This window comes from sulfur-oxidizing endosymbiont of Gigantopelta aegis, assembly GCF_016097415.1.
In the GTDB taxonomy this organism is placed as follows: domain Bacteria; phylum Pseudomonadota; class Gammaproteobacteria; order GRL18; family GRL18; genus GRL18.
In genome coordinates this window covers 1,525,184-1,550,821 of the sequence record NZ_JAEHGE010000001.1, presented here as the reverse complement: position 1 = coordinate 1,550,821, position 25,638 = coordinate 1,525,184, and the positions used below count along the sequence as shown (strand labels likewise).

Here is a 25,638-nt window from a genome sequence, read left to right as displayed (position 1 = left end):
GACATTTATTAGTCCGTTATAATACCACAATAGGAAAATGAAACTAAATTCTCGGTATTGTCGATTGAAATTTTATCACTTAACAGTACAATATTGAAAACCTTATAATAAGCATTGAGTATGAGTATTGAGATGAACCGTGTCTAAAGTTTCTTTTCCCTGGCGAGATTTTCTTGCCCCAAAATTCTGGCCGTCATGGTTGGGTTTGGCAGCCATGCGCATTTTACCCCTACTACCTTATCGACTGCAATTGCTGATAGGCAAGTTTATTGGCCATTTATTTTATCGCATTGCCAAGTACCGCCGTGAGATAGTACAAATCAATATCGCCCTATGTTTTCCTGAGTTGTCCACAGAACAACAAGCCAAATTAGTCGTGGATCATTTTCACTCTCTGGGGATCAGCATTGCCGAAACCACAATGAGTTGGTGGGGAAACGAGAAGAAACTGCGAAAGTTAGTCACTTTCAAAGGCTTTGAGTATGTTGATAATGCCTTGCAAGCCGGAACCGGAGCCATTATGTTAGGTGCGCATTATACCACGATGGAAATCAGTGGTCGGCTCATTGCTTTGGATCATGATTTAGCGGTGAGTTATCAAAAGCTAAGAAACCCCTTATTCAATGCAGTCACTTATAATGCCCGTAAACGAATGTTGCACCGGGTGTTTGCCCGTGATGAAATCCGTGCCAGTTTTCGTTATATTAAACAAAATCATTTAATGTGGATTGCCGCCGATCAGGATGTCGGTATAGAGAATAGTGTTTTTGTGCCTTTTATGGGGCATATAGCCGCGACTCAAACGGTGCCATCACGCATGGCAAAAATCACTAAAGCACCGATTATTCCCTATATTTCCCGCCGCCTTGATAATGCCCGGGGTTATGAAATTGAATTTTTCCCCCCTGTAGAAAATTTCCCTAGTGAGTCTTTAGAAGCCGATGCACTCTGCACTAATTTATTGATTGAAGAACAAATCCGCAAAGCGCCTGAGCAATATTTATGGGTACATCGTCGTTTCAAAACACGCCCTGAAGGCATGGCAAAACTTTATCGCAAAAAACCTCGAAGAATAACAAAAAAATGAAATTTCACCAGTTTGATAATAGTGATACTGAACATTTATTTAAGCAAAATAATTTAGCTGACTTTGCACAATTATGGGATCTGGAGTCGCCCTGGTTTGAAGCACCTAATTATCGTCGCAATGGCTGGAGTGGCGTGACGAAGTTTGTCTTGAAGGATGCTAATGGTGTCAGTCATCCGGTCTTTATTAAGCGTCAGGAAAACCATAATTTTAAAACTCTATTACATCCCATTAAAGGCATCCCCACTTTTCGCCGTGAGTTTATCAATTTAAAACGGCTCAATGATAGAAATATTCCAACGCTGAATTGTTTGTATTATGGGGAGCGCATGGAGAATGATAAAGCGCAAAGTATTTTGATTACTCAGTCCTTGGAAGGCTATGAAAGTTTTGAAGAGAAGTTTAACAATAATTCCGAAGATAGCTCTAATGAAGAAGCTGTTTCGTTTGAAGATACTCGCTTGATCATGCAAGCAGCGGGGCGTAATACACGGCTTTTACATGATGCCAATTATCGTCATGGCAGTCTTTATCCTAAGCATTTTTTTGCTAAATTAGAGGCTAATCAGGCTGATGTACGTCTCATTGATTTAGAAAAACTCAAGTGGTATCCCTTTCGTTATCTGGTACGCTTTAATGATCTCTCACGTATTATCCGCCGCCGTACACCGGTTGATAAAGAGGCTATAAAAATTTTAATTGCTGCTTATCTTAAACAGGGTGAAGATTTAAGTCATAGTGCTTTAGCAAAGAAACTCTATTTGCTCTTGGAGAACACGTAAAGCTGGCACATTGGTAGGATGTGGTGAGGCACGAACCGCATCAATGCAAACAAATGGTTTTAAATAGACATCAATGATGCGATTCGTGCCTCACCGCATCCTACTTTTGAAGTGGCAAGCAGGTTAAAATTAAGCTTGTTCACTATGCTGTAGCATCCCCGGTTCACCATGCCAATAACCATTGCAGTGATCATCTAGTTTATAAGAAATTGTCGGATTAGCATTATTTATTTTTGCTTGATAGGCTTCAATGATTTTTGCCGTGTTCGTTTTTTCCGGACTGATACGCACAATATCAACGCCCATCTCTTGCATTGCATTTAGCTCATGATACAAATCATAAGGTGAGCCTGAAAGTGTTTGAATACCATTTAAGGTAAAGATATTTTGCTCTTCCTGACTTTTTACCAACATCCCACCGGGATAATCAAGGCATTTTAATTCACATTGATCCTTGGGTAAATTATTGGCTCTGGCCGTGAAGCAACGTGCGGATAATGCTAAGGGCATATAACCATAGCTAAAGATTTCAGTTTCTATTTTATCTTTAATACCAAGAGTTTCCAGTGCTTGCAGTATTTCCAATAATGTCTGTTGTGATAGTTCTACTGGCATCACCCAGCGTTGTAGACCCTGACGGTGCAAGATTGCTAGCGTTTGTGCATTATAGACATTGATCGTCGGACCAATCGTGAAGGGAATATTCTTTTCACTTAGCATTTGTACTGCGGCCATATCATTGGCTTCAATGGTGAACTCACCATTATCACAGTATCGCCTTAGGGTTTTGAGCTCTGACTCGGCTTCGATTAATGATAAGGTTGATAATACCACTTCTTTGCTTTTACCCAACTCTCTTGCCAATTCTAGCCATTGTTCAAAACCTAAAGCACGACGTTTTGAACAGACTGTTTCGCCCAGATAGAGGATATCGACTGGCGTTGCTAGCATTTTCTGATAAAAGTCAGTGATATCATCATGCGACCAGAAATAAAGTAGAGGGCCCAGGGATAATTTCATTGTTTTTCTCTCATTGCCATGGCCGGCTATAGGCGCCTAAAGTCGTTTGTGAGCCTTCAGAAACCTTGTCCAATGCTGCTGACCAATGCGCCTGTGTTTGGTAATTTTCCGGTTGAGCATAGTAACTATCAATTGCCTCACGCCATACTTGAGTGACTTGTTGGGTGTAAGCAGGGCTGCGCTGTCTCCCTTCAATTTTTATTGCTTTGATACCAATGCGATCTAAATCTGGCAAGATGGCAATCGTATTCAAGCTGGTTGGCTCTTCCAAGACATGAAAGGTATCATTGCCCACTGAAAAACGTCCCTTGCATAGGGTTGGATAGCCGGCATTTTCATTGTCGTCATAGCGATCGATTAGCACATCATTTAAACGTGATTCTAGTCCCTGTGGGGTTTTCTCCCAACGCACGGACTTTGCCGGTGAGCAAGCACCACAGGTATTAGGGGATTCGCCGGTGACATAAGATGATAAGTGACAGCGCCCTTCAGCCATAATACATAAGCTACCAAAGCCAAACACTTCCAATTCGACGGGGGATTGCTGTGCTAGATTTGCCACTTGTGACAGTGATAAGACCCGGGGTAAAACAGCACGTTTGATACCAAAATTTTGCTGATAATAACGCAGTGATTCATAGCTGGTTGCTGAGCCTTGCACGGATAAGTGTCGGGTCATTTGGGGGTGCTTATTAGCGGCATAATCAAGAATACTGATATCGGCAATAATGACCGTATCCACGCCCAAATCTGCCGCCATATCCACGGCTTTTTGCCAACGAGACCAACCCGAAGGTTGCGGATAGGTATTGATTGCGACAAAAACTTTTGTCCCAGCCTGATGAGCATAATCAATAGCACGGGGGAGATTTTTTTCGTTAAAGTTTAATCCGGCAAAGTGTCGAGCATTGGTATCGTCTTTAAAACCAATATAGACCGCATCGGCACCATTATTCACTGCTTCTTTTAGGGCAGGAAAATTACCTGCGGGGCAAACAAGTTCAATCATATGTCACTATGCATTTGATAAAAAACTGATGTTATCATTTCATCATTGAAATTGAATTGATGGTGATCAATGAATAACCGAGTGATTTATTGCACTATTAGCCTTATGAAAAATACAACCCCTACTCCCCCAAGACCTGATGCTCTATTCTCGAAAATGAGCCATCGATTCGCCCGACAACTCACTACAACGTTGCCTAGTATTGTTAAACATTTACCTGAGCCACCTTTTTTTATCCAAAAAAAAATCGGTGAAAGCATATTACAATCATTGCTGGCAGAACCCGTTGAAATGGGTGATTTTGACTGTCTGGAGGATCGATGGTTACACATTCATATCAATGATGCCGATTTGAATTTTTTTCTCAGTTTTAAAGATGAGCATTTAATCCTTGGGGAAGATATTGCTCAAGCTGACGTCATTTTCAGTGGTAATGTCAAGGAATTTGTTTTATTGGCGAGTCGCAAGGAAGATCCGGACACCTTATTTTTTCAACGCCGACTGACTATTGAGGGTGATACTGAGCTGGGTCTGGAGATAAAAAATACCATTGATGGTATTGATTTTGAGCAATGGCCCACATGGCTCAATCGAATTATCCAGAATATCAGTCGGTTTATTTCAGACGATGAATCTAAACTGCAAGCAATGACCTCTAGCCAGCCTCATTAATGAGGCACGCGAATTAAATTGTATTCTACCTACCCATTCCCCAACTGAAAAGATCGGATGCTAGATCAATTTGAACAAAATGCTTGGAGCAGCATTAAATTCATCACCTCATTTAAATTGTAGGCTATATCAGGTAGAATCGTTTTATAAATTCTACCTTTTTTACTGACCTTTTACTGACCTTTTACTGACCATAGCTAACTGTCTTATGCGCATATCCCGTTTTTATATTGAAGCCTCACTCCAACCAGAGCAAGTCATCGATCTACCCGCTCACCTGGTCAATTATATCGTTAATGTGTTACGCCTTAAAAAGGGCGCAGAAATTGTCCTGTTTAATGCTGACAATAACATTGAAGGTGAATTTACAGCCCAACTCATTGACGCATCCAAACGCCATGTCTCTGTATGTATTTTAGGCTTCACTGCAACCAAAACAGAACCACTCATTGCGGTACACTTGTACCAGGGCATTTCCAAGGGTGATAAAATGGACTTCACCATTCAAAAGTCAATTGAGCTGGGCATCACATCAATTACCCCTGTTTTTACCCAACGTTCAAATGCCGGAAAATTAGATGACAAACGTCTGGGAAAAAAAATACTGCATTGGCAGGGCGTTGCGATCAGTGCCTGTGAACAATCAGGACGCACTCAGTTGGTGAAGATAAATCAGCCTATAACAGTCAAGCAAATCACGGCTCAGAATAAGAGCATTAGCCTAATATTAGCACCTGATGCAGCAACCAGCCTAAAGGATTTACCCCAAGAAACACCTAAGAATGTAAATATTTTTATTGGCCCTGAGGGTGGTCTGAATGCTGAGGAAATAGCCTGGGCGAAAGAACGGGGTTATCTGGAGTTGCGTCTTGGACAGCGTATTTTAAGAACAGAAACGGCAGGACTGGCAATATTAAGTGTCATGCAGTTTTTATGGGGTGACTTTTCTTAAGGATAGATTTAAATCCCCCCTTAAATTTAAGAAGCCAGCTAATGATCAGTCATTACCTCACTCACCATTTTCTCTAAATATGACACTGTGGGGATAATGTATTCTTCGCCATCCAACATGATATGTGTCACTTGCTCACTTTTTTCTTCAGATGGTGCAACCCGCGACTCATCTATTATGGTCAAACTAGGAATGGACTGACAGCCCAGTGCGATAAAAGGAGTACCGCCCTTATTATCAGGTGCATTTAAAATTAATAAACGACGGTATTGTTGTGGTTTTGAGGCTTCACTATTCATAATTTTTTCAAAAATTACCACCGGAACATCCTGCTCACGCCATTTCATTATGCCACCAAACCATTCAGGTGCGCCTAATTTGGGCTCAATGGATGAAACCTCGGTCACTTCAGCAACACAGGCATTTGGAATGAGCATTTTGTAACTAAAAAAGTTAAGTGTCAGGCAACGTACTCGGTCATCCTGACCAGTAACATGCCTTGTCTTGTGAGCTTCAATTCCATGAATAATATTACTGTTTTGGTTCATTGTTAGTCCAATTTTTTCAAGTAGTGTTGTTCAAGTGTTGGTGTTCAAGTATTATTTTTTCAAGTGTTTAGAGCTTATACAATATAAGAGTCTTTACCCATATATTTTACCGCAATTTTCAGTGCCAACGCTTCTGGTGAACCGGAATAACTCACCAAATTCGCCTTACGTACCGAATCTGGCATACTACTGATCACACAGGTGTCCGAGCTTTGCGCCCAGATATTACCCTGATATTTCTCGACAAACTGTTGACTCGCCAATACGCCATCAGCTCCCATTCCACTAAAAATAATGACACCGGATTTTTTTTCAAAGGTTTTTGTTACATCGCTAATAACACTGTCAATTGATGGCTTATAGTGCCCTTTCCAGGGTTTATCAAAAAAAACTATCTGGCCTTTTTCATTGACACTCATACGATTATTTACCGGCACGACAATCACTTCACCATGGCTTATACTATCGCCCTCTATCGCCTCTTTCACATAAAAACTACTGATTCTATCCAGTTGATTGGCCAGTAACGAAACAAAGCCATCACCCAGGTGCTGAGCCAAGACAAAAGCCACCGGTAACTCTCTGGGGACTCTCGCTAAAAAACGTTTTACCGCTTCAGGACCACCGATTGACGCTCCCAAAACCCAAATATTAAGTAAGTCAGTAGGCTCTGATATTGAACCTGTTGTTAGGGCTGTTGTTAGGGCTGTTGTTAGGGCAGCTGTTAATTCAGTTGTTTGTTGCTCAGTGATTTGCTCCGTTGGCTGATTATTTTCTGTCTGCTTTTGTTTAATGATTGATGCTACAACTGAACTGCCAGCATCTTGAAGTGCATCTCGTTTAGCAATAGCAACTTGATCGACTGTGGCTAAAGCGACTGCACCTTCAACTAAGCTAGCTGTATCATTATTTGCTTTTTTGTCTTTAAGACGTGCTATATCACCGGATAATTTTTGTTGAACAGTTTCCAGGGCTTCATCACTTAACATCTCTTCAGCAGATGTACTATCTTCGACAGCCTCTTCAACAACCTCTTTGACTTTTACTTTCGCCAATTCTGCTAACTTAACAGCCAGTTTATCAACAATCGCAGTAGAAATTTCACCTTCGACACTCGAGGCATCCTGCTCATCAAAATCATTGTCATGAAAAAGAATGGGCAGATCAATTTTTTCTAATAAACGATCCAGAGCATCGTCATCTTCTTCATAAGCATCATTCATGTCGATCAAAATCACATCTGCGCTGACATCGTTTTCTAATCGAGCGACAAACTCAAGGTTTAGAAAGCCACAAAGAGTGATAGTTGCACCATGTTGTACAAACATTTCATGCATGCTTTGCTGAATCATTTCAGATCCAGAAGCAATGACAAGATTGATATTTTTAAGTTTTTGCATCTGAATTTTATCTCAGGCTGTCATTAGCACTAGGAGTCTTCAGTTAGCTTTTTAATATTACTAATGAGATCATGCTCCTGATAAGGCTTGCCCATGTACTCATTCACTCCAATCTTCATTGCTCGATCTCTGTGCTTATCACCCGTTCTTGAGGTGATCATAATGATTGGAATATCTTTAAACTTTTCATCGTCACGCATATGAGTGGCTAATTCAAAACCGTCCATACGCGGCATTTCTACATCCAGCAACATCACATCAGGTATGGTTTCATGTAAGGTGGCTATAGCATCAACACCATCTTTAGCGGTAATTACTTCATAGTCATAACGCTGCAATAGGCGTTGCGTTACTTTTCTTACCGTGATGGAATCATCAACAACCATGACAGTCGGTACAACATTTTCAGTGCTATCAATCTTCACGCCTTGTTCTGCGGCAATTTTCATCATTGCGCCTTCACGAGCAAGCACGCCCAGATCCAGAATCAATGAAATTTTTCCATCACCTAAAATGGTTGCACCGGTCACACCCTTAACAGTGCTTAACTGAGGGCCAACAGATTTAACAACAATTTCCCGACTACCGAGCAAGCCATCAACAAAGAGTGCCACACGATGCTCACCCGAGCGAGCTAATAAAATAGGCGCTTTGCTTTTTTCATCCGGTAAGGAGGGATTATTAATGCCTAATGCTGTACCAAGGTGCATAAACTGGTATTCTTCGTCATGCCATTGATAATAGGTATCATTACTTGCAGTTAATCGTTCCAACACATCATGCGTTTCACGAATAATATTTTCGATACCAACCAATGGAATCGCAAATATTTCTTCACCCACTTCGACCATTAATGCGCGACTCACAGACATTGTTAAAGGCATTAAGACTTTAAATATTGAGCCTTCGCCTTCATGAGAATCAATTTCAAGTACACCGTTTAGCTGTTTGATTTCAGCATTAACAACATCCATACCCACACCACGGCCTGCAATCTGACTGACTTCTGTTGCGGTACTAAAGCCTGATTCCAGAATAAATTGGATAATATCTTGTTCGCTTAATTTGGCATCATTGTTTATTAAATTATGTTCTACGGCTTTTTTTCGCACTGCTTCGATATTAATACCGGAACCATCATCGATTACTTTAATTTCTATCTCAGAGCCTTCCCGGCCAATGAGTAGTTTAATCTTACCGCTTGGTTTTTTGCCTAAGGCTTCACGTTCAGTCGGAGTTTCAATACCATGGGCGACGGCATTTCGTAGCATGTGTTCCAATGGAGCCATCATTTTTTCCAGCACTCTGCGATCAATCTCATGATCACCACCATGCATTTCAAAACTAACTTGTTTATGCAGTTCTTGGGATGTCTGGCGAATAATACGTCTAAAACGTGCTAGTTGACTTCTAAAAGGCACCATACGTGTACGCATCAATCCTTCTTGTAAATCAGTATTTACTCGTCCCTGTTGGATCAGTAGCGTATCTGATTCACTATTCAGGTTATTCATGGTGCTTTCGATGCTATCCAAATCAGCTACTGTCTCGGCCATAGCTCGGGTAATTTGCTGCATATTGGAAAAGCGGTCAAATTCCAATGGATCAAATTCTTCATAACGCTCATAGCCTAATGATTCAGCCTGATCCCGTCGTGATTGTATTTGTGCCTCAGTCTCCATTTCAAAGCGGCGTAATTGTTCGCGCAAACGAAGAATGGTGGTATTCATTTCTGCCAGTGACAATTGGAATTCATTACTGCCTTGATCAAGCCGTGAGCGATAAATACTGACTTCACCTGCATAGTTAACCAGTTCATCCAGTATGTTGGCACTGACGCGAACTCGCTCTGTTTTTCTAGCAGTGGCTTGGGGCTCTTCGGCAACCACGGTCTGTGGTAACTCTTCAGGTACTATTTCTTCTGGCTCTGTTCCTGCGACCGTCTGTTCAGGAGCAATGCTTTCAAGCTCATTTGGCTCAGGCTCAGGCTCAGGTGCATCTACAACAGACCCGATATCTGCTGTTATATCTGTTTCTGGTTCCGATTCCGATTCTAATCCGGTTTGCTCATCAACAAGTTCATCTTCGACCAGCTCAGCTTGCTCGTCATTCTCTATTTCTGCTTCGACTACATCTACTTCGGATTCTTCAGTTAATTGCTCTGAATCACTATCAAGACGCAGGTTATCTGCTTGAGAAATAAGCGCTTCTGCAGTCCTTACTGTCTTTCCAGATTTAAGATCATCGAGCATGTCATTGAGCGTATCATGCGACTGATGAAGTAAATCAAAAAATTGCGGACTCGGGGTTTGATTGAGATCGGTCAGTTGTTCGAGCTGTGTTTCCAGACTATGAGTCAAATCACCAATAGGATTAATACCAGCCATTCTGGCACCACCTTTGATAGTGTGTAAATCCCTTAGGAGTTGATTAAGTTGTTCTGAATTATCGGGGTCAATTTTTAATTTGGACAGCGCTGCATCACTTGAATCCATTAATTCCTGAGCTTCTTCCAGGAAAATTTCCATCAAATCATCATCGTATTGCTCAGACTCTGCTTCACTATTGGCGCTTTCTTCTACTTCATTCTGCCCAGTGATTGATTCTGTTACATCTGTATCTAACTCAATGTTATCGGACTCAACGACAACTGAGTCATCGATAGCTGATTGCTCTACATCAGGTGCTAGCATCGAGTCATCAGTACTGATGTTTTCTATTTGACTAATAACATCCGGGCTGTCATTTACTGCCTTACCATTTTTTAAGTTTTCAATCATTGATGAAAGTACATCTTGCACTTGCATCAATAAGTCTACATGGCTCTGGTTAAAAATAATTTCATTTTGGGTAAATTGTTCCAGCTTTGTTTCAAAACTATGAGTCAGATCACCGATGGCATTAACACCTGCCATTCTGGCACCACCTTTAAGTGTATGCATGTCTCTCAATAAACGATTCAATGCATCCGAATCCGTAATATCATCTTTTAGTTTTTGTAATGCATGGTCACTGGACTCTAGTAATTCTTCACCCTCTTCAACAAAGATTTGTAATAATTCATCGTCATAGTCACTACTCTCTGAATCATTTTGTTCTGCAATTAAAGTATTTGCATCATCCTCATTGAGAGCTGCTTCAGAGAGCATTTCTTCATTAAGACGTTCCTCACTGATGCTAATTTCTTCACTGAGTTCTCCTGCATCCAGTAGATTTTCAAGCTGCAAAATCTGTTCATGTTTTTCTAAAATAGCATCTTGTAATTCAATATTTTCAGCCGGTAGTTCGCTGCTTTCATTGAGTTCTTTCAGTACTACTGAACTATAAATTGTCAGCGCTTGTATTAGCTCAAGCACCTCTGCATCCAAAGTCTGTCCCTTTTCAGCAACGACTTTAACCAATCGTTCCATCTGTTCACTGACATTACCCAGTGCATGAATATTAGCCATGTGTGAACTGCCACGCAGGGTATGCAGGCTTCTGATTAAAATATCATCCGGAGTACAAGCTTCTTCCTGAGCCTGGCATTGCTCTAAATATTGATCTATGTTGTCAATATGTCCATTGGCCTCATTGGTAAAAATATCCAATAAGATAGGATCAATCCCTTCTTCCAGCTCGGATTCGTTTTCTTCTTGAGTGGAAGAGCTTTCGGCGGGTATAGAGCCTTCAGCAAGTGAGGAGTCCTCAACTTGTAAAGAGTCCTCAACTTGTAAAGAGTCCTCAACTTGTAAAGAGTCCTCAACTTGTAAAGAGTCCTCAGCGGGCAAAGAATCCTCAACTTGTAAAGAGTCTTCAGCGGATGAAGCCCCTTCAATTTCTAACACATCTTCACTAGAAGCTGAATCTTCATCATCTAAATCAGATAATGAATCAATCTCTAAACTCTCTTCTGAAGAAGTCTCTCCTTCATCCGTTCCAATCAGTGTCAGCAGAAGCGGATCAAATAATTCACCCCGACTTAAAAGTTCGGCATACGCTGCAACAATAGAGGAATCCACATCGGACAACCGTTGTTCTTCAAATGCTTTGATGATTTCCGGCAGTAGTTCTAAGGCTTTTTCAACAATCGCGTAATGTGCTTCAACAGCGATAATCGTCTCATCAATGATACGATTGAGCATGTTCTCAAAAGCCCATGAGAACTCACCCATTTCAATTGCACCTACTAGTCGTCCACTTCCTTTTAAGGTATGAAACGAACGACGCATTTCGGTCAATATTTCTACGCTATTGGTGTTGGAGTTGGTGTTGGATTGCCATTGTGGAAATAAAGTCGCTACTTTGCCAATTTCTTCCTGGGCTTCTTCAATAAAAATTTCCATGATTTCCGGATCGACATCATCTGATGTTTCCAGCCTTTTGATATCAGGATAACCACTTATTGGAACACTTAATACTTCTTCTGCATGACTTTCACTTTGCGCTTGAGACTGCGTTTCTAAGGGCTCTACTTCTAACGTTTCAGCTTCACTGCTAGCATCTTCAACAGCAGGCGAATTATTATCATGACTTAACGCGCTCTCTACATCGTCTACAGCAGCCGGTTCAATCTGAGGCAGTTCTTGTTCTAATTCAAGCGTTTCAGTAGCATTGTTTAATTCTATTGTGCTACAGATAATACGATTAATGGTTTCAGTCGCCCAACGCAGGGTGCTGGAGATATCACTACTCAGGGAATCTTGCTGATCGCCAACCAGACTAATCATTGATTTCATCTGATGAGCAATTTCTTCTGCCTTTTCATTTCGAATTAGCTTAACTTGCTCCGCCACTGAAACAACTACTTTCAGTAAATTATCCTTAGCAGCTGATACCGATACATCCTGCATCCAGATTGCCAATGCCTCACTCAGTTCAGAGTCATAGCTTGGTACATTGCTTTCGCGCCCAAGTAATTGGTCAACACTTGACTGCGCCACACTTTCAATAATGGACAGGTCTTGCTGGTTTTGCGCGATAGCATCTAAATAATATTCTAAAGCGGTAATGGTATCAGCAAGATAATGCAAACTTGTTTCATCCACTAAGACATTATCAACAATAATGTCCTGACTCACAAAAAGCGTACAATCTTTTACAATTTCGGCACCCTGATCTTTATTAAGAATCTCCAAAACGCCACTGATACTGTGCAAGCTATTTTGTACTTGCTGCATACTTTGTTTATTTTGTTCCGGATTTTGAATATTATTAGCAAAGACATCAATGAGGGTAACGATACCTTCTTTAGCTTTCAGTAATTCTTTTTTAGCTTCAGAAATAACATCATATAGGAGTTCTTTTTGCTCTTGATCGGTCATTTTGATTTTTGATAAATCAAAATTTTCGTCTTCATCCGTATGATTAAACAAACCACCATGAGCCAGTTTAGAAACCGCTGACTCGACATATAATAGAGCACTGGCCACATCCATTAACATGTGACGTTCAAGTGCTTCTGAGCCGGTTAAACCCGCCTTTAATTGTTCAATATTTTCCTGCAAAACTCCTCTTGGCACATTTTGCCCCAGCATCGCCAGAGTATCAGAAACCTGAGTCATGGTATCAATGATTGCTTGTAGACTTTCTCTGTGTGCGGAGCCTTCAGCGAGTAAGGAGCCTTCAGCTAGTGAATCACCGTTCGAGCTTTCACTTATATTACGAACAAACACATCTAATTGTTCTTTTATATTTCCTAAATCACCTAAAATAACACCCGTCACTGTTTCCATTAAATCGGCATTAGCGCCACCCATACTGGCACGTGCATCTTCAAGTTCGTTTTCATCAGGAATAATACTGGAAAGCTTGTACAAAGATTTAACCTGACTAATAGCGGAATTTTCAAGTGCATCCGAATTCTGACTATAAGCGATATAAAATAATAAATTTTTCTTTAAGCTCTGTAGTTCTTGCTCATCATTTTGTGAATAAAGCTCAGTCGATTCACCCGTGTCAATTAACTGCTTTAAATAGCGATCCGCCTGTCCGAGTAATAATTTAGTGGATGCACTGGAATCAATGCACTGATCCATAAGCCCTTCAATAAAAGCTTCCATTAAGCTAAAGAGCTGGTAGAAATTAGCTGTTTTAACACTTTCTTTTAGTTTGAAAACAACTTTTTTGATTTTATTAAGGCTACTAATACTCTCACTATTACGATACCAGCCTAGTAAACCCAAGTGATAATGATGGCGAATTTTAGCTGCTAGTTGTCCCGGATCAATACCATTATCAGACTCAGGCACAATATCATCGGCAGTCAAATCAACAGAAAATACCGCACCTTCTGTGAGTAATTTTTCACCACGAGTGGCGCGTAAATCATTGAGTAAAGGCAGCAGAACCATAGGTAAATCACGCGCACCACGGTTCAATCGTTCGAGATAGTCCGGTAGCTGTATTAAGGCCCTCATCAGGACTTCAAAGCTCTCTTGACGCTGGACGACATTATCGTCATAAATGGCTTGCGCCAATAATTCCATTTCTTCGGCGAGCAAGGTTGCTCCCCCAAGTTCCAGCATATTAAGGCTACCTGCTACTTGGTGTAAGTAACTGGTACAAAATTGTAATTGTGAACTATCTTCTTCATCCTCAACAAAGGATTCAAAATGTATACGTGCCTGCTTGAGAGTTTCGTATATCTCTTCAATTACCCATTTCAGGCCGCCATGTTCAAAATTGGTCGCCATTTTTTCTCCACAGTCTTATTCTTTGATACATCAATTTGGCTTACGTATCATTTTTTATTTTCACTGAGCGTTGCAAAGCCCGATAAAATGTCTAAGGCCACTTAACTCTCTTTATGCTGTCTTACTGTATATCGTAGAACTGTAAATCCTAGAACTGTAAATCCTAGAACTGTAAATCCTAGAACTGTAAATCCTAGAGCTGTAAATCATAGAGCTTGTATATCGTAGTAATTTATCAATGCGCTAACTGACTAACTCACTGCGTCTAAAAGCCAGTGCATTAGGATAACTTATTTGTTCCAACTCAGGATGGGGATTATTTAACGATTCCCCCGCCCCTAAAACCAGAAATCCACCCGGTTTTAGACGTTTAACCAGATGCTGTATAATTTGTTTACGTCTATCACGATTGAAATAAATCAGCACGTTCTGGCAAAAGATAATATCCATTGGTTCCAGCAGTGTTTTCTTCATATCAATAATATTAAACGGAACAAAACACACTCTTTTTTTCAATGCCTCAACAATCTGATAACGGCCATTGTGTTGCGCAACAAAATATTCTTCAAGATATTGCTCTGGCACATGGCGCACCTTATATTGGTCATAGAGTGCTTTACGTGCAGTCACTAAGGCCGGCACACTAATGTCCATTCCTGTGATCGCTAAATAACAGGGTTTACTAACAGCACGATTATTATGCTGTTTTAAAAACTGCTGGCATAACATGCCCAGGGTGTAAACTTCTTCTCCTGTCGAACAACCAGCACTCCATATTTGTAATTTCTTTCTATCCGGTTCAGATTTGAACAACTCAGGTAAAATAATTTCTTCTAAAAAGTCCAATGATGGCTGATGGCGAAAAAATCGTGTTTCATGAATCGTTAAACGATCAACTAGCGTCAACCATTCTTGCTGACCATTTTTCTCAGATTGTAAATGATGATAATAGGCGGTAAAGTCTGGTATGCCTATTTCCTTCATTCTTAAGCCCAAGCTAGTCTCAAGAAATGAACGTCTTTCCCGGGGTAAGTGCATACCCGTTCTTTGTTCCAGCAAAGAAGTCCAATGACTAAATTGGACATCATCCATTTGCTCAAAGCATGAGAGGGAGCCATTGAGTACAGCCATTAGTTTAGAAATCCCTTTAAAACCGATAGAGTATTACTGTTTCTATACTTGTATTATTCAGGCAAGGTAAAACCAGCAACCGACTGTCTCAAGTCATTTGCTAATTCAGCCAGATTACCAATAGATGCTGCTGTTTCGTTAGTACCTGCAGAAGTCTGCGTGGTAATTTCCTGTACCACATTCATTGAATCCGAAATGCTCACCGCAGCAATCGATTGCTGCTTGGTGGTGTCTGAAATGGCCTGAATTAATTTTGCCAGAGAGGAGGATACATGCTCGATTTCTTCCAAAGCACCACCCGCATTTTGTGCTAGGCGCGCACCTTGTACCACTTCTGAAGTGCTTCGTTCCATGGAGATAACCGCTTCATTGGTATCTGCCTGAATGGTTTTAACCAGCGCTTCAATCTGCTTGGTTGCATTACCTGAACGTTCTGCAAGACGCTGAACTTCATCCGCAACCACCGCGAAACCACGACCTGCATCACCGGCCATGGCCGCCTGAATGGCCGCGTTTAATGCTAAAATATTGGTTTGTTCTGAGATGTCGTTAATAATTTCAACGATATCACCAATTTCCTGTGATGATTCACCCAGTCGCTTGATGCGCTTTGATGTTTCTTGAATCTGCTCACGAATGGTATCCATTCCGCTAATGGCATCCTGTACAATCATGGAACCTTTATTAGCAATTTCAACCGATGTACTTGCTTCGTTTGCAAGGTCATTCGCATTGGCGGAGACTTCTTCAATCGATGTTGCCATTTGATTGACCGCAGTACTTGCCGTGGTAATCTGAGTCGCTTGCTGATCACTCGCTTCAGCAAGATGCATTGCTGTTGCCTGTGTTTCATGAGCTGCCGAGGATACTTGAACGGTAGTATCATTAATCTGGGTGACCAGATTACGTAAAGCATCAATGGTATAGTTAATGGAATCAGCAATAGCGCCAGTAATATCTTCTGTCACCGTTGCGTGGGCGGTTAAGTCACCGTCTGCCAGTGCGCCCATTTCATCCAGTAGGCGCATAATGGCCGCTTCGTTTTTGTTGTTCTGAGCTTCAACTTCATTACGTTGTTCTTCGGTTTCACGCGCAACCCGTTTTTCTTGAGAAATCAGTAAAGCACCAATCATAAAGAACATCACTACGGTCGCACCCGCTAAGGCATTACCTGTCAGAGAGAGAGTGGTATCATCTGCAACTGCTTCTTGATAAGTGTTGCCCAGTGAACCAATTTGTTGCAGTAAAATTTCTGATTTATTGTACAGAGACATGGCACTATTATTAATTTCAAAGGTTTCAGGTGAACGCTCTAAAATATCCGCTATTTTGGTTTTGATACCATCATAAATTTGCGCAATTTCACTCAATAATTCTGAGGCATCTGGGTCTTCCACCTTGCCTACACCCAACATTTTACTACCATTGATTAGGGAGTCTAATACCCGTTTGAAGGTTGCCGTGTCTAAACCAAATCGTTGCGCACTTTGTGCTGCATCATTATTACCTGACATCATGACAGAAATATTGCCGGTAATTCGCTCAATAAACATCAACTGCTGTGTGGCCAAGTAAACCTGACGAGTCGGTGAGTTGCTGTCTACTAAAATTTCAGCCACTTCATTGGATGCATTTAACATGTCAGGCATCTGTTCATTAATGACTTTAATGTCTTCGGATAAAATCAGAATAGTTTCCTGACTGTCCAAAATAATTTTAATGTGCTCGTTATATTCTTTCCAACTATTATTGAGAATATTATAAACATTTTGGGCACTTTCCGGCAGGATACTTTCGTTGCTCACTGGGTCAATTTCTGCCAGTGCGAGCATGTTCCGACCAAATTCTTTCTGGTATTGTTTCAGGGTAGTAAAAGCATCCTCATTACCTGCAGCAGCCAAGGTTGCTGACTTGGCCAAACCCTGTGACAAGACACGTTGTTCAACAACCAGGGACAAATACTGGGTATCATGATTTTCTTTCGTAAAGGCCAACCAATAAACGACAACCATGGCGACCACGAATATTATCAGAAGTGTAAAGGGCAGGTAGACGCTCTTTTTGTTAGTAGTTTCACCTTGCATTTTTTATAAGCTCCTAAATCATCACTTGCAGAGATTTTATGTTATTTTTTATTATTTCGTATAAAAATTGATTAAACGCAAATCCTTAACTTTGCTTGTCATCCGCACAAAGTTAAAGCCCAGTATTTATTGACAGTATTAGCACTTCATCTGGTACTTTCTATTAATTGGCAACATTAAGAAACTCCCTACTCTCAACGAGCTGTTGCATATTAAAGACCACCCAATTTTCGCCATCTAACTCATATCCGCCACTAAAATAATTCTTCCATTTTACGTCATGGCCCATTTTTGCATCAAAATGAGTCTGATCAAAATATTTCATGCCGTAGATTTCATCAACAATCAAACCAGCACTGAGTTTATCTTTCGCTATAGATAAAACACGTGTTTCGCGTCTGATGGGTGTTGTTTTTTTCCCCAGAAACCCTTGCAGATCAAAAACGGGCAATAAATTACCGCGAACATTAGCGATTCCACGTACCCAGTCCTTACTTCCGGGCACTTGCGAAGTGCTGGGGTATTTCATTATTTCACGAACAAAGCCCATTGGCACAACAAATTTGTGTTTGGCAATGCGAAAACCAATGCCAGACCATAATGATTTGATCCGCTCTTCCATGGGTAGAGGCGCAGCATTTTTTCTGCTGTAATCCTCCATCTGTTGTAGCAACTGGACAATTTGTAGTGAATTTTGTGGTTCAAAACTCATTTTATTTCCTGAGACATAAGGCTAACAATTAAGTATTATTGACTTATGCCAATAACAAACGATTCACTTCCTGAATCAGTTCATCTTCAACGAAGGGCTTGGTAATATAACCCTTGGCTCCCTGACGTTCGGCCCACATTCTATCGGTCTTCTGATCTTTAGTGGTCACCATAATGACAGGAATATTCTCAGCTTCAGTTTGTTTGGTGAGTTGACGTGTAGCTTGAAAGCCATTCAACTCTGGCATCACAACATCCATTAAAATTAAATCAGGCAATGTTTGTGTGGCCTTTTCTACACCATCTTTACCATCAACCGCAACAGAAACGCGGTGTCCCTGTTTTTCTAGTGCAGTTGATATAATGTGTGTTTCTGTGGGTGAATCATCAACAACGAGTATATGTGCCATGTTAAAAATCTCTCTTTATCGCAGTAATTATTATAGTTATTTTTATTTGTTCTTCTTAAAAATGCGTTTTTAAAATACTATGAAAACTTAAATATCATTTTATAAGGCAATGAATCAACAGTCTGGGTTAAGCTGTTTTAGTAACGTATTTTGTAATTGCACCAAGTAGTTCATCTTTAGTAAAAGGTTTGGTCAGGTATTGTTCTGAGCCCACTATTCTGCCACGAGCACGATCAAATAAGCCGTCTTTGCTGGATAGCATGATAACGGGGGTCTCTTTAAACATTTTGTTATTTTTGATCAGCGCACAGGTTTGATAGCCATCTAATCGAGGCATCATAATATCGACAAAAATAATATTGGGACGGTGCTCCAGTATTTTTGACAGTGCTTCAAAACCATCTGTTGCCGTCACAACTTCGCAACCGGATTTTTTTAATAGTGTTTCAGCAGTACGACGAATAGTTTTACTGTCATCGATGACCATTACTTTTAAGCCATCTAAAATAGTTGAATCTGAATTTCCCACTTATCCCCCAAAAAAAATGATAGTTGCCAAAGCAGAGGAAATTTCGTCGGGTAGACAATTCCTCAAGCAGACAGGTAAATAATGTGTGTGAATAATTTGTTAGGCTTATTTTTTAATCATAAATTTAAGCAGATTTGATTCCATCAATCTTACTCATTTTATAGCCTTTTTTACCACATCCCTGTTAACTCACTTATAGCTTACTCTTGTAATTAATACAGTTTTATTCTAAATAATTTATTAAAGCACTTACACAATCTATACTTTAATATATATACTTTAGCTCAAACTATAAAAAATACAATTAGATCGTATTTTTAGCATAACTTTCGCACACATACCACCCATTTTAATGATTATTTTAACAAATTTGTGTAACACATTATAAAATAACAATAATCATATAAAAAATATTGACTTTAATTTTTGTGCTTAATTTAAAGCACTCTGAATATCAATATTTCACTACATTCTTATATTTAACTATTATCTTTTTCTTTCACTCTTTAATTTGCTTCATTTAAACGATTAAACCGCTATAATAAACGAATTAATATCATTCAACCGAGAATAAAATGGCTCTAAAACTTGGCATTGTTATGGATCCTATCCAATCCATAAATATCAAAAAAGACAGTAGTTTTGCAATGTTGCTTGAAGCACAAAGTAGAAATTATGAACTGTATTATATGGAAATGGCTGATTTATTCATTGATGATAATCAGGCAAAAGCCTATACCAGACAATTAAAAGTATCTGATAAATCTGCCCACTGGTATGAATTTATTGATGTGAGTGACTCAGCACCAACAGAAATATTTTTAGCTGATCTTGATGTTATTTTAATGCGCAAAGATCCGCCCTTTGATATGGAATATATTTACGCCACTTATATTCTGGAACTGGCCGATCAATCCGGTACTTTGGTCGTTAATAAGCCACGTTCTCTACGCGATGCTAATGAAAAACTCTTTACCCATCAATTTCCGAATTGCACAACACCCACTTTAGTCAGCCGTAACATTAAACAATTTAAGCAATTTTTAATTCGTCATAAGGATATTATTGTCAAACCTTTGGGTGGCATGGGCGGTCATTCTATTTTCCGTATCAAAGAGAATGACCCCAATTTAAACGTCATTCTAGAAACCATGACTGAACATGGCACGCTGTATATTATGGCACAACGCTTTATCCCGGAAATTACTCAGGGCGATAAACGTATTTTAATCATTAATGGCATACCCGTTGATTATGCTTTGGCGAGAATTCCACCCAAAGGCGAAACACGGGGTAACTTAGCTGCCGGAGGTAAGGGAGTCGGTATTCCTCTCACAGAACGGGATTATTGGTTATGTGAACAAGTTGCCCCCAAATTAAAAGCAATGGGGCTTATTTTTGTTGGCATGGATGTGATCGGTGACTATATTACAGAAATCAATGTCACCAGCCCAACCTGTATCAGAGAATTAGATTCGCTTTATGACTTGAATATCAGTGCTTTATTAATGGATAGTATTGAAGCAATTATTCACGATAACAAGTCAAATTAAGTTTGAACAGGCGACTTCATTTATTGCATGGTGATTTTTATTGCAAGTATTTATTATTGCCACTCTTTGCCCTGCTCAGTGTCATCTTGCTCAGCGCTTGCCAGCCATCGTCTAATACCCCGCAACAGTCCATGTACCAACAGCAACTGTTTAGCTTTGGGACGCTCATTGACATCAATATTCTCAGCAATGATAAGCACCATGCCAAACAAGCCATTGCTGACATTAGTCGTGAATTTGAGCAGTTACATACGCGATGGCATCCTTGGAATTATGGCGCTTTGGCTCTGCTCAATCAACATTTCAGTCAATCAGCCAATAGCCAAACAACACCTGATATTATAAAGCTTATTCAAGACAGCCAATTATTATCTGAGCAAAGTAATGGCTTATTTAACCCTGCCATTGGCCGACTGATTCAGCTCTGGCAATTTGATCAACTTGAAGATGAGAAACACGCATTTAAACTACCTGACCCACAAGCCATACAACAATTAGTCTCAGTCAAACCTCAAATGCAGAACATTCAAATTCACAATAATGAGGTCAGTGCGACTAAGATGGAAATCGCACTGGATTTTGGTGCTTTTGCAAAAGGGGTGGCCATTGAAAAAGCCATTAAATTATTGAAAAAAAATTCCATAAAAAATGCTTTAATCAATGCCGGTGGCGACCTGAAAGTGCTAGGTGATAAAAATGGCAAGCCTTGGCGGATCGGCATAAAAAATCCTTTAAAAACTCAAGATTCAAGCACTAAAGCGATTATTGCTGCTATTGAATTAAAAAATAATGAAGCACTATTTACCTCCGGTAGCTACGAACGTTTTTTTGAGTTTCAGGGTAAACACTACCACCATATTATCGACCCTCGCACAGGCTACCCGGCACAAGGTACACTCTCTGTTACCGTACTTAGCGAAGATGCCGCTTTGGCAGATGCTGCTTCTACGGCGCTATTCATTGCTGGTCCCGAGTTATGGTCAGAAATTGCTAAAAAAATGCACATTCAATATGTGATGCTTATGACGGATGATAATAAAATCTACTTAACACCGGCTATGGCTGAACGGATTGAGTTATTGACGGATATAAGGCCGATTATTGTAGAGTAAGGATTTCATTTACAGAATTAGCACAGGCTTGTATCATCAAATTAGAGTTTTTTAATCCAGAGGCTAATGAGATAGTTATTACTTCTTCTAGGGGACGCTTCAAGGGGCTCGCTCTACCCTCGGCATCCATGCCTCGAAAAGCCCCCATAACAAGCAATAACTACCTCATCACCCTCTTACCAGTAGTATGTATCTCACGTAAGAGAAAAGAAAAAACAACAAGGCTGCTTTTATCTTTTGATTTTCTACCACTAGAGAGAAACATGACACGACCAAACCCTAAAAATAAATCATGAATCAAAAATTCAAAACAACAATATCGACCTTATTTAATCCCGCCGATATTGTGATCTTAGTACTCGCCAGCACCCTTTCCATCTGGCTATATACTCTATTGTGGTTTGATAATTCCCAACAAGGTACAGCGGAACGCTTACTGATACAGTATGCAGATAATCCTCCCACAGAATATGAACTTGATGAAGGTAAAAGCATCACCATTGATGGTCATCTTGGCCCCAGTATCATTGAAATCAAACAGGGTAAAGCCCGTTTTATCCATTCATCCTGTCGTAATCAACTCTGTGTATTTCATGGTTGGCTCACGCTCACAGGTGATACCACAGCCTGTTTACCTAACCGGATCAGCATGACATTAAAAGGCTCGAACAATACTTATGATGCCATCGCAGGTGGGCAATGAAAATTCACTTTAAGACCACCTCAGAAGATCATAAAGTCGCTTTATTGGCTGCTTTAGCTATCAGTATTCATATCCTTGAATCGGCCTTTCCCAGCCCTCTGCCCGGAGTGAAACCCGGCTTGGCTAATGTCATCACCTTGTTTTGCTTTATACAATATGGCTGGCGAACAGCCTTACAAGTGAGTTTATTGAGAGTCGTGATCAGCAGTTTATTGCTGGGTACGTTTTTATCACCTACTTTCTTACTCAGTCTCAGTGGCGCATTACTCAGTTTGGCTAGCCTTATCTTTGTTCAGCAGATTTTTCGTATTGGAGAGCCTTTATCAAGCTATTTACTTAGCCTATTAACCCATAAGCCAACAGGCCATCGTAACAACTATGAACCCGGAGCAATCGGTTATGCAATCATTGCTGCCATGAGTCACATGATGGGACAATTCATTGTCGCCTGGTACTTTTTTATCCCACATCCGGGAATATTCAAACTATTGCCCATTTTCATCACTTTTGCCGTGATACTTGGTATTGTTAGCGGTATAATCACCCAACTAACAATCAAGCAATTATCATCGAGCCCGTTATCATCAGATTCACTATCAACAAACAATGGATACTCAAGTGATAATGCTCGCAAGTGATTTTGGAATAATAAGGCCCTATGGCAAAACGTAGCAAACAAACATCTCACTCGATCAATACCAGGATGCCACCCACATCACTGCAGAGTAATGAAAGCCTTATCACTGCATTTTTTATTACCGTGCTGGTACATAGTGCCATCATTTTTGGTGTCACCTTTGGCATTCCAACACCACCCAAACCAGCCAGTCAACAAACTTTAGATATTGTTTTAGTCAAAACAGAAGCTGAAAAAGCCCCAGAAGATCCCGATTATCTAGCTCAGGCTGACCAAATGGGCGGTGGTAACTTAAAAGAAAAGGCCAAACCCACCAGTAAAAATCCCGGTGAAACACCCACAGAAGGCAATGCTTTGGAAAACAAGCCCGAAGTAACCCCCCTGCCCGAGCCTGAAGTAAAAGAAAAAAAATCTATCTTATCTGCGCAAAAACCCAGTGAGCATAAAGCCCAAAAGCTCACCAAGAAAAAACCACCGAAGAAGAAAAAAGCCCCCATCATGGCGGCTGATTATATTGCTAATTTGCAACAGCAGATTATTGATATGGAAGCAGAATTTGATGAACAAACCAAAATGTATGCCAAGCGTCCTAAGGCGACTTATATTACCGCATCAACCCGGCGTACACCCGATGCCATGTACCTCAAATCCTGGACAAAGAAAATCGAACGCTTTGGTAATCTCAACTACCCGGATAAAGCGCGACGTGGGAAATTAGAAGGCCAATTAGTGCTATCCGTTGCCCTCAATCCTGAAGGCTATATTATTGATATCCATATCGGGACTTCATCAGGACACAAAATTCTCGATGATGCCGCTATCCGTATTGTAAAACTAGCAGCCCCTTTTGCCGCTATTCCCAAGGATGTATTACAGGGTAATAATCGCTTAGTGATCACCCGAACCTGGCAGTTTTCACACCATACAGGCAAGGGCTTTTCACATAAATAAATGTGCCTAAAAAATTTTTATCAGGCTGGAAAGAAACCATGAATCTGACCAACAACTTAATTATTGCCATGCCCGGACTCGCTGATCCCCTGTTTGAAAAAAGCGTCAGTTATATCTGCCAGCATAATGAACATGGCGCTATGGGTCTGACCATTAATCGTCCAACAAACATCAGTTTTGCCGAATTACTCGAACAGCTCGACATTCCTTTACAACTTAAAAGCTTGGCTTCACTGCCTGTGTATCAGGGTGGTCCAATGGAAATAGGCCATGGTTTTATCTTGCATTCAAATGATGGTGACGCTGCTCGCTGGTCACAAACCCTGAAAATTAATGATAATTTATCCCTCAGTTCTTCAAAAGATATTTTAATTGCCATTGCCAATGGTGAGGGTCCGTCCAACTTTCTCATCACTCTGGGTTATGCCGGTTGGAGCAAGGGGCAAATTGAACATGAGATGACTGAAAACTCCTGGCTTAATGTACTGGCCGATGATGACATTATTTTTCATACACCTAACGAGCTACGTTGGGAAAGTGCTGCCATGAAACTCGGTATTGATATTAATTTAATCTCCGGTGATGTAGGTCATGCCTGATTACCCTTTAGCCAGCACTTTTCTGGGCTTTGACTATAGTCAAAATAAAATTGGCATCGCCGTTGGTCAACGTCTAACGGGTACCGCCAGCTCATTGACTACACTAATTTCTCGTAATAAAAAAATTGACTGGGTCGGCATAGAAGAACTATTAAAACAATGGCGTCCGGTGGCTTTTATTGTGGGTCTACCTTTAACCATGGATGGCGAAGAACAGGAAACCACCGCAGCGGTAAAAATTTTTGGCAAACAGCTCAATGAACGTTACAATCTTCCTATCCATTATATGGATGAACGACTGACTTCCCGTGAAGCCAGTTATTTACTGGGCTATGATGGTCTGACTTCTCCTCGACGACATAGCAAGCCGGGGAAAAAAGTGAAAAAAAAGAAACAACAGGGTCATGACATTGATCAGGTAGCAGCACAGCTTATATTACAGAGCTGGCTGAATGAAAATATTTAAGAATATTCTTATTTTTAGCACGAATACAGGTAAACAAATAAATGACGACGACTAGTAGCGTTGAATCAGGCTCGCAAGAGTTCACTCCCGCAATTGATTTACAGCAATTACTGGATACGATGTATCAGGCCATTGCGCGAAAAATTCAGGGCTTGAACAAAGATGATGTGATTGTCATCGGCATTCATACCGGCGGTTTCTGGGTGGCAGAAAAACTCTATCAGCGACTTAATATCCCATCACCGCTGGGGAGTCTGAACATTTCATTTTACCGTGATGACTTTACTAAAATAGGTCTGCACCCTGAAGTAAAACCCTCACACTTACCCACCGCCCTAGATGATAAGCATATTATTCTAATTGATGATGTGCTTTACACCGGGCGCACGGTGCGTGCCGCCTTAAATGAAATTTTTGATTATGGACGACCCGCATCCGTCACCCTTGCGGTATTATTGGATCGAGGCGGCCGTGAATTACCTGTGCACGCAGAAATCATTGGGCAAAAAATTACTTTAGATGCAGGACAACAAATCAAGCTCTGTGGCCCTGAGCCATTAAAACTGGTAAAAAATCGATGCTAAATAGCACTCATCATACTCTCAGCA

Annotated in this window: 22 protein-coding genes; 12 read left to right on the top strand and 10 right to left on the bottom strand. The window is 40.6% G+C overall.

Features of this window, described 5'->3' with window-relative positions; translation table 11 throughout:
* Nucleotides 1-139 precede the first annotated feature (139 nt).
* Nucleotides 140-1,087, top strand: coding sequence for an LpxL/LpxP family Kdo(2)-lipid IV(A) lauroyl/palmitoleoyl acyltransferase (lpxL, locus tag JEU79_RS07880; RefSeq protein WP_198263665.1), 948 nt, complete (start codon nucleotides 140-142; stop codon nucleotides 1,085-1,087).
* Nucleotides 1,084-1,869 (top strand): lipopolysaccharide kinase InaA family protein, encoded by a 786-nt coding sequence (locus tag JEU79_RS07875; protein WP_198263664.1) that lies wholly within the window; start codon nucleotides 1,084-1,086, stop codon nucleotides 1,867-1,869. The genes lpxL and JEU79_RS07875 overlap by 4 nt, the downstream gene beginning before the upstream one ends.
* A 129-nt stretch (nucleotides 1,870-1,998) precedes the next feature.
* On the opposite strand, the gene JEU79_RS07870 is transcribed toward JEU79_RS07875, so the two are convergent.
* Nucleotides 1,999-2,889, bottom strand: coding sequence for a U32 family peptidase (locus JEU79_RS07870; protein WP_198263663.1), 891 nt, complete (start codon nucleotides 2,887-2,889; stop codon nucleotides 1,999-2,001).
* Between the two features lie 10 nt (nucleotides 2,890-2,899).
* Entirely contained in the window at nucleotides 2,900-3,895 is a 996-nt protein-coding gene (ubiU, locus tag JEU79_RS07865) for a ubiquinone anaerobic biosynthesis protein UbiU (protein WP_198265911.1), read from the bottom strand.
* A 108-nt stretch (nucleotides 3,896-4,003) separates the two neighbouring features.
* Here ubiU and ubiT point away from each other — a divergent pair, with 108 nt between their 5' ends.
* Nucleotides 4,004-4,570, top strand: a complete 567-nt coding sequence (gene ubiT / locus JEU79_RS07860) for a ubiquinone anaerobic biosynthesis accessory factor UbiT (RefSeq protein ID WP_198263662.1) — start codon at nucleotides 4,004-4,006, stop codon at nucleotides 4,568-4,570.
* A gap of 208 nt (nucleotides 4,571-4,778) precedes the next feature.
* Nucleotides 4,779-5,522, top strand: a complete 744-nt coding sequence (locus JEU79_RS07855) for a 16S rRNA (uracil(1498)-N(3))-methyltransferase (RefSeq protein ID WP_198263661.1) — start codon at nucleotides 4,779-4,781, stop codon at nucleotides 5,520-5,522.
* 38 nt (nucleotides 5,523-5,560) lie between these two features.
* Here JEU79_RS07855 and JEU79_RS07850 read toward each other — a convergent pair whose 3' ends face one another.
* The 8 genes from JEU79_RS07850 to JEU79_RS07815 all read right to left on the bottom strand — a co-directional run bounded on the left by JEU79_RS07850 (nucleotide 5,561) and on the right by JEU79_RS07815 (nucleotide 18,967).
* On the bottom strand, nucleotides 5,561-6,070 hold the full coding sequence (locus JEU79_RS07850) for a chemotaxis protein CheW (RefSeq protein ID WP_198263660.1): 510 nt from the start codon (nucleotides 6,068-6,070) through the stop codon (nucleotides 5,561-5,563).
* A 74-nt stretch (nucleotides 6,071-6,144) separates the two neighbouring features.
* On the bottom strand, nucleotides 6,145-7,422 hold the full coding sequence (locus tag JEU79_RS07845; protein ID WP_214660523.1) for a chemotaxis protein CheB: 1,278 nt from the start codon (nucleotides 7,420-7,422) through the stop codon (nucleotides 6,145-6,147).
* A 77-nt stretch (nucleotides 7,423-7,499) separates the two neighbouring features.
* Nucleotides 7,500-14,144 carry an Hpt domain-containing protein gene (locus JEU79_RS07840; protein ID WP_198263658.1) on the bottom strand — a complete coding sequence of 2,215 codons (6,645 nt, stop codon included), beginning with the start codon at nucleotides 14,142-14,144 and terminating at the stop codon, nucleotides 7,500-7,502.
* Between the two features lie 243 nt (nucleotides 14,145-14,387).
* Nucleotides 14,388-15,275, bottom strand: coding sequence for a CheR family methyltransferase (locus JEU79_RS07835; RefSeq protein WP_198263657.1), 888 nt, complete (start codon nucleotides 15,273-15,275; stop codon nucleotides 14,388-14,390).
* Between the two features lie 53 nt (nucleotides 15,276-15,328).
* Nucleotides 15,329-17,269 carry a methyl-accepting chemotaxis protein gene (locus JEU79_RS07830; protein ID WP_214660522.1) on the bottom strand — a complete coding sequence of 647 codons (1,941 nt, stop codon included), beginning with the start codon at nucleotides 17,267-17,269 and terminating at the stop codon, nucleotides 15,329-15,331.
* Nucleotides 17,270-17,522: 253 nt separating this feature from the next.
* Complete coding sequence (locus JEU79_RS07825) at nucleotides 17,523-18,071, bottom strand: chemotaxis protein CheW (protein WP_198263655.1); 549 nt, start codon at nucleotides 18,069-18,071, stop codon at nucleotides 17,523-17,525.
* Between the two features lie 43 nt (nucleotides 18,072-18,114).
* Nucleotides 18,115-18,480, bottom strand: a complete 366-nt coding sequence (locus JEU79_RS07820) for a response regulator (protein ID WP_198263654.1) — start codon at nucleotides 18,478-18,480, stop codon at nucleotides 18,115-18,117.
* Nucleotides 18,481-18,607: 127 nt separating this feature from the next.
* Nucleotides 18,608-18,967, bottom strand: coding sequence for a response regulator (locus JEU79_RS07815; protein WP_198265910.1), 360 nt, complete (start codon nucleotides 18,965-18,967; stop codon nucleotides 18,608-18,610).
* Between the two features lie 617 nt (nucleotides 18,968-19,584).
* Here JEU79_RS07815 and gshB point away from each other — a divergent pair.
* The 8 genes from gshB to pyrR all read left to right on the top strand — a co-directional run bounded on the left by gshB (nucleotide 19,585) and on the right by pyrR (nucleotide 25,614).
* Nucleotides 19,585-20,562: a glutathione synthase gene (gshB, locus tag JEU79_RS07810; RefSeq protein ID WP_198263653.1), complete on the top strand. Its 978-nt coding sequence runs from the start codon at nucleotides 19,585-19,587 to the stop codon at nucleotides 20,560-20,562.
* A 23-nt stretch (nucleotides 20,563-20,585) separates the two neighbouring features.
* The gene (locus JEU79_RS07805; RefSeq protein WP_214660521.1) at nucleotides 20,586-21,674 is read left to right on the top strand and encodes an FAD:protein FMN transferase; all 1,089 of its coding nucleotides are present in this window, start codon (nucleotides 20,586-20,588) and stop codon (nucleotides 21,672-21,674) included.
* A gap of 292 nt (nucleotides 21,675-21,966) precedes the next feature.
* A complete protein-coding gene (locus tag JEU79_RS07800) occupies nucleotides 21,967-22,377 on the top strand; it encodes a NusG domain II-containing protein (RefSeq protein WP_198263651.1) in 411 nt (136 codons plus the stop codon).
* Nucleotides 22,374-23,015, top strand: coding sequence for a Gx transporter family protein (locus tag JEU79_RS07795; protein ID WP_343074953.1), 642 nt, complete (start codon nucleotides 22,374-22,376; stop codon nucleotides 23,013-23,015). Before JEU79_RS07800 ends, JEU79_RS07795 begins: the two co-directional genes overlap by 4 nt.
* 65 nt (nucleotides 23,016-23,080) lie before the next feature.
* Nucleotides 23,081-23,965, top strand: coding sequence for an energy transducer TonB (locus JEU79_RS07790; protein WP_198263650.1), 885 nt, complete (start codon nucleotides 23,081-23,083; stop codon nucleotides 23,963-23,965).
* 38 nt (nucleotides 23,966-24,003) lie between these two features.
* The gene (locus JEU79_RS07785) at nucleotides 24,004-24,564 is read left to right on the top strand and encodes a YqgE/AlgH family protein (RefSeq protein ID WP_198265908.1); all 561 of its coding nucleotides are present in this window, start codon (nucleotides 24,004-24,006) and stop codon (nucleotides 24,562-24,564) included.
* Nucleotides 24,557-25,030 carry a Holliday junction resolvase RuvX gene (gene ruvX, locus JEU79_RS07780; RefSeq protein WP_198263649.1) on the top strand — a complete coding sequence of 158 codons (474 nt, stop codon included), beginning with the start codon at nucleotides 24,557-24,559 and terminating at the stop codon, nucleotides 25,028-25,030. The genes JEU79_RS07785 and ruvX overlap by 8 nt, the downstream gene beginning before the upstream one ends.
* A gap of 41 nt (nucleotides 25,031-25,071) precedes the next feature.
* Entirely contained in the window at nucleotides 25,072-25,614 is a 543-nt protein-coding gene (gene pyrR, locus JEU79_RS07775; RefSeq protein ID WP_198263648.1) for a bifunctional pyr operon transcriptional regulator/uracil phosphoribosyltransferase PyrR, read from the top strand.
* Nucleotides 25,615-25,638 lie beyond the last annotated feature (24 nt).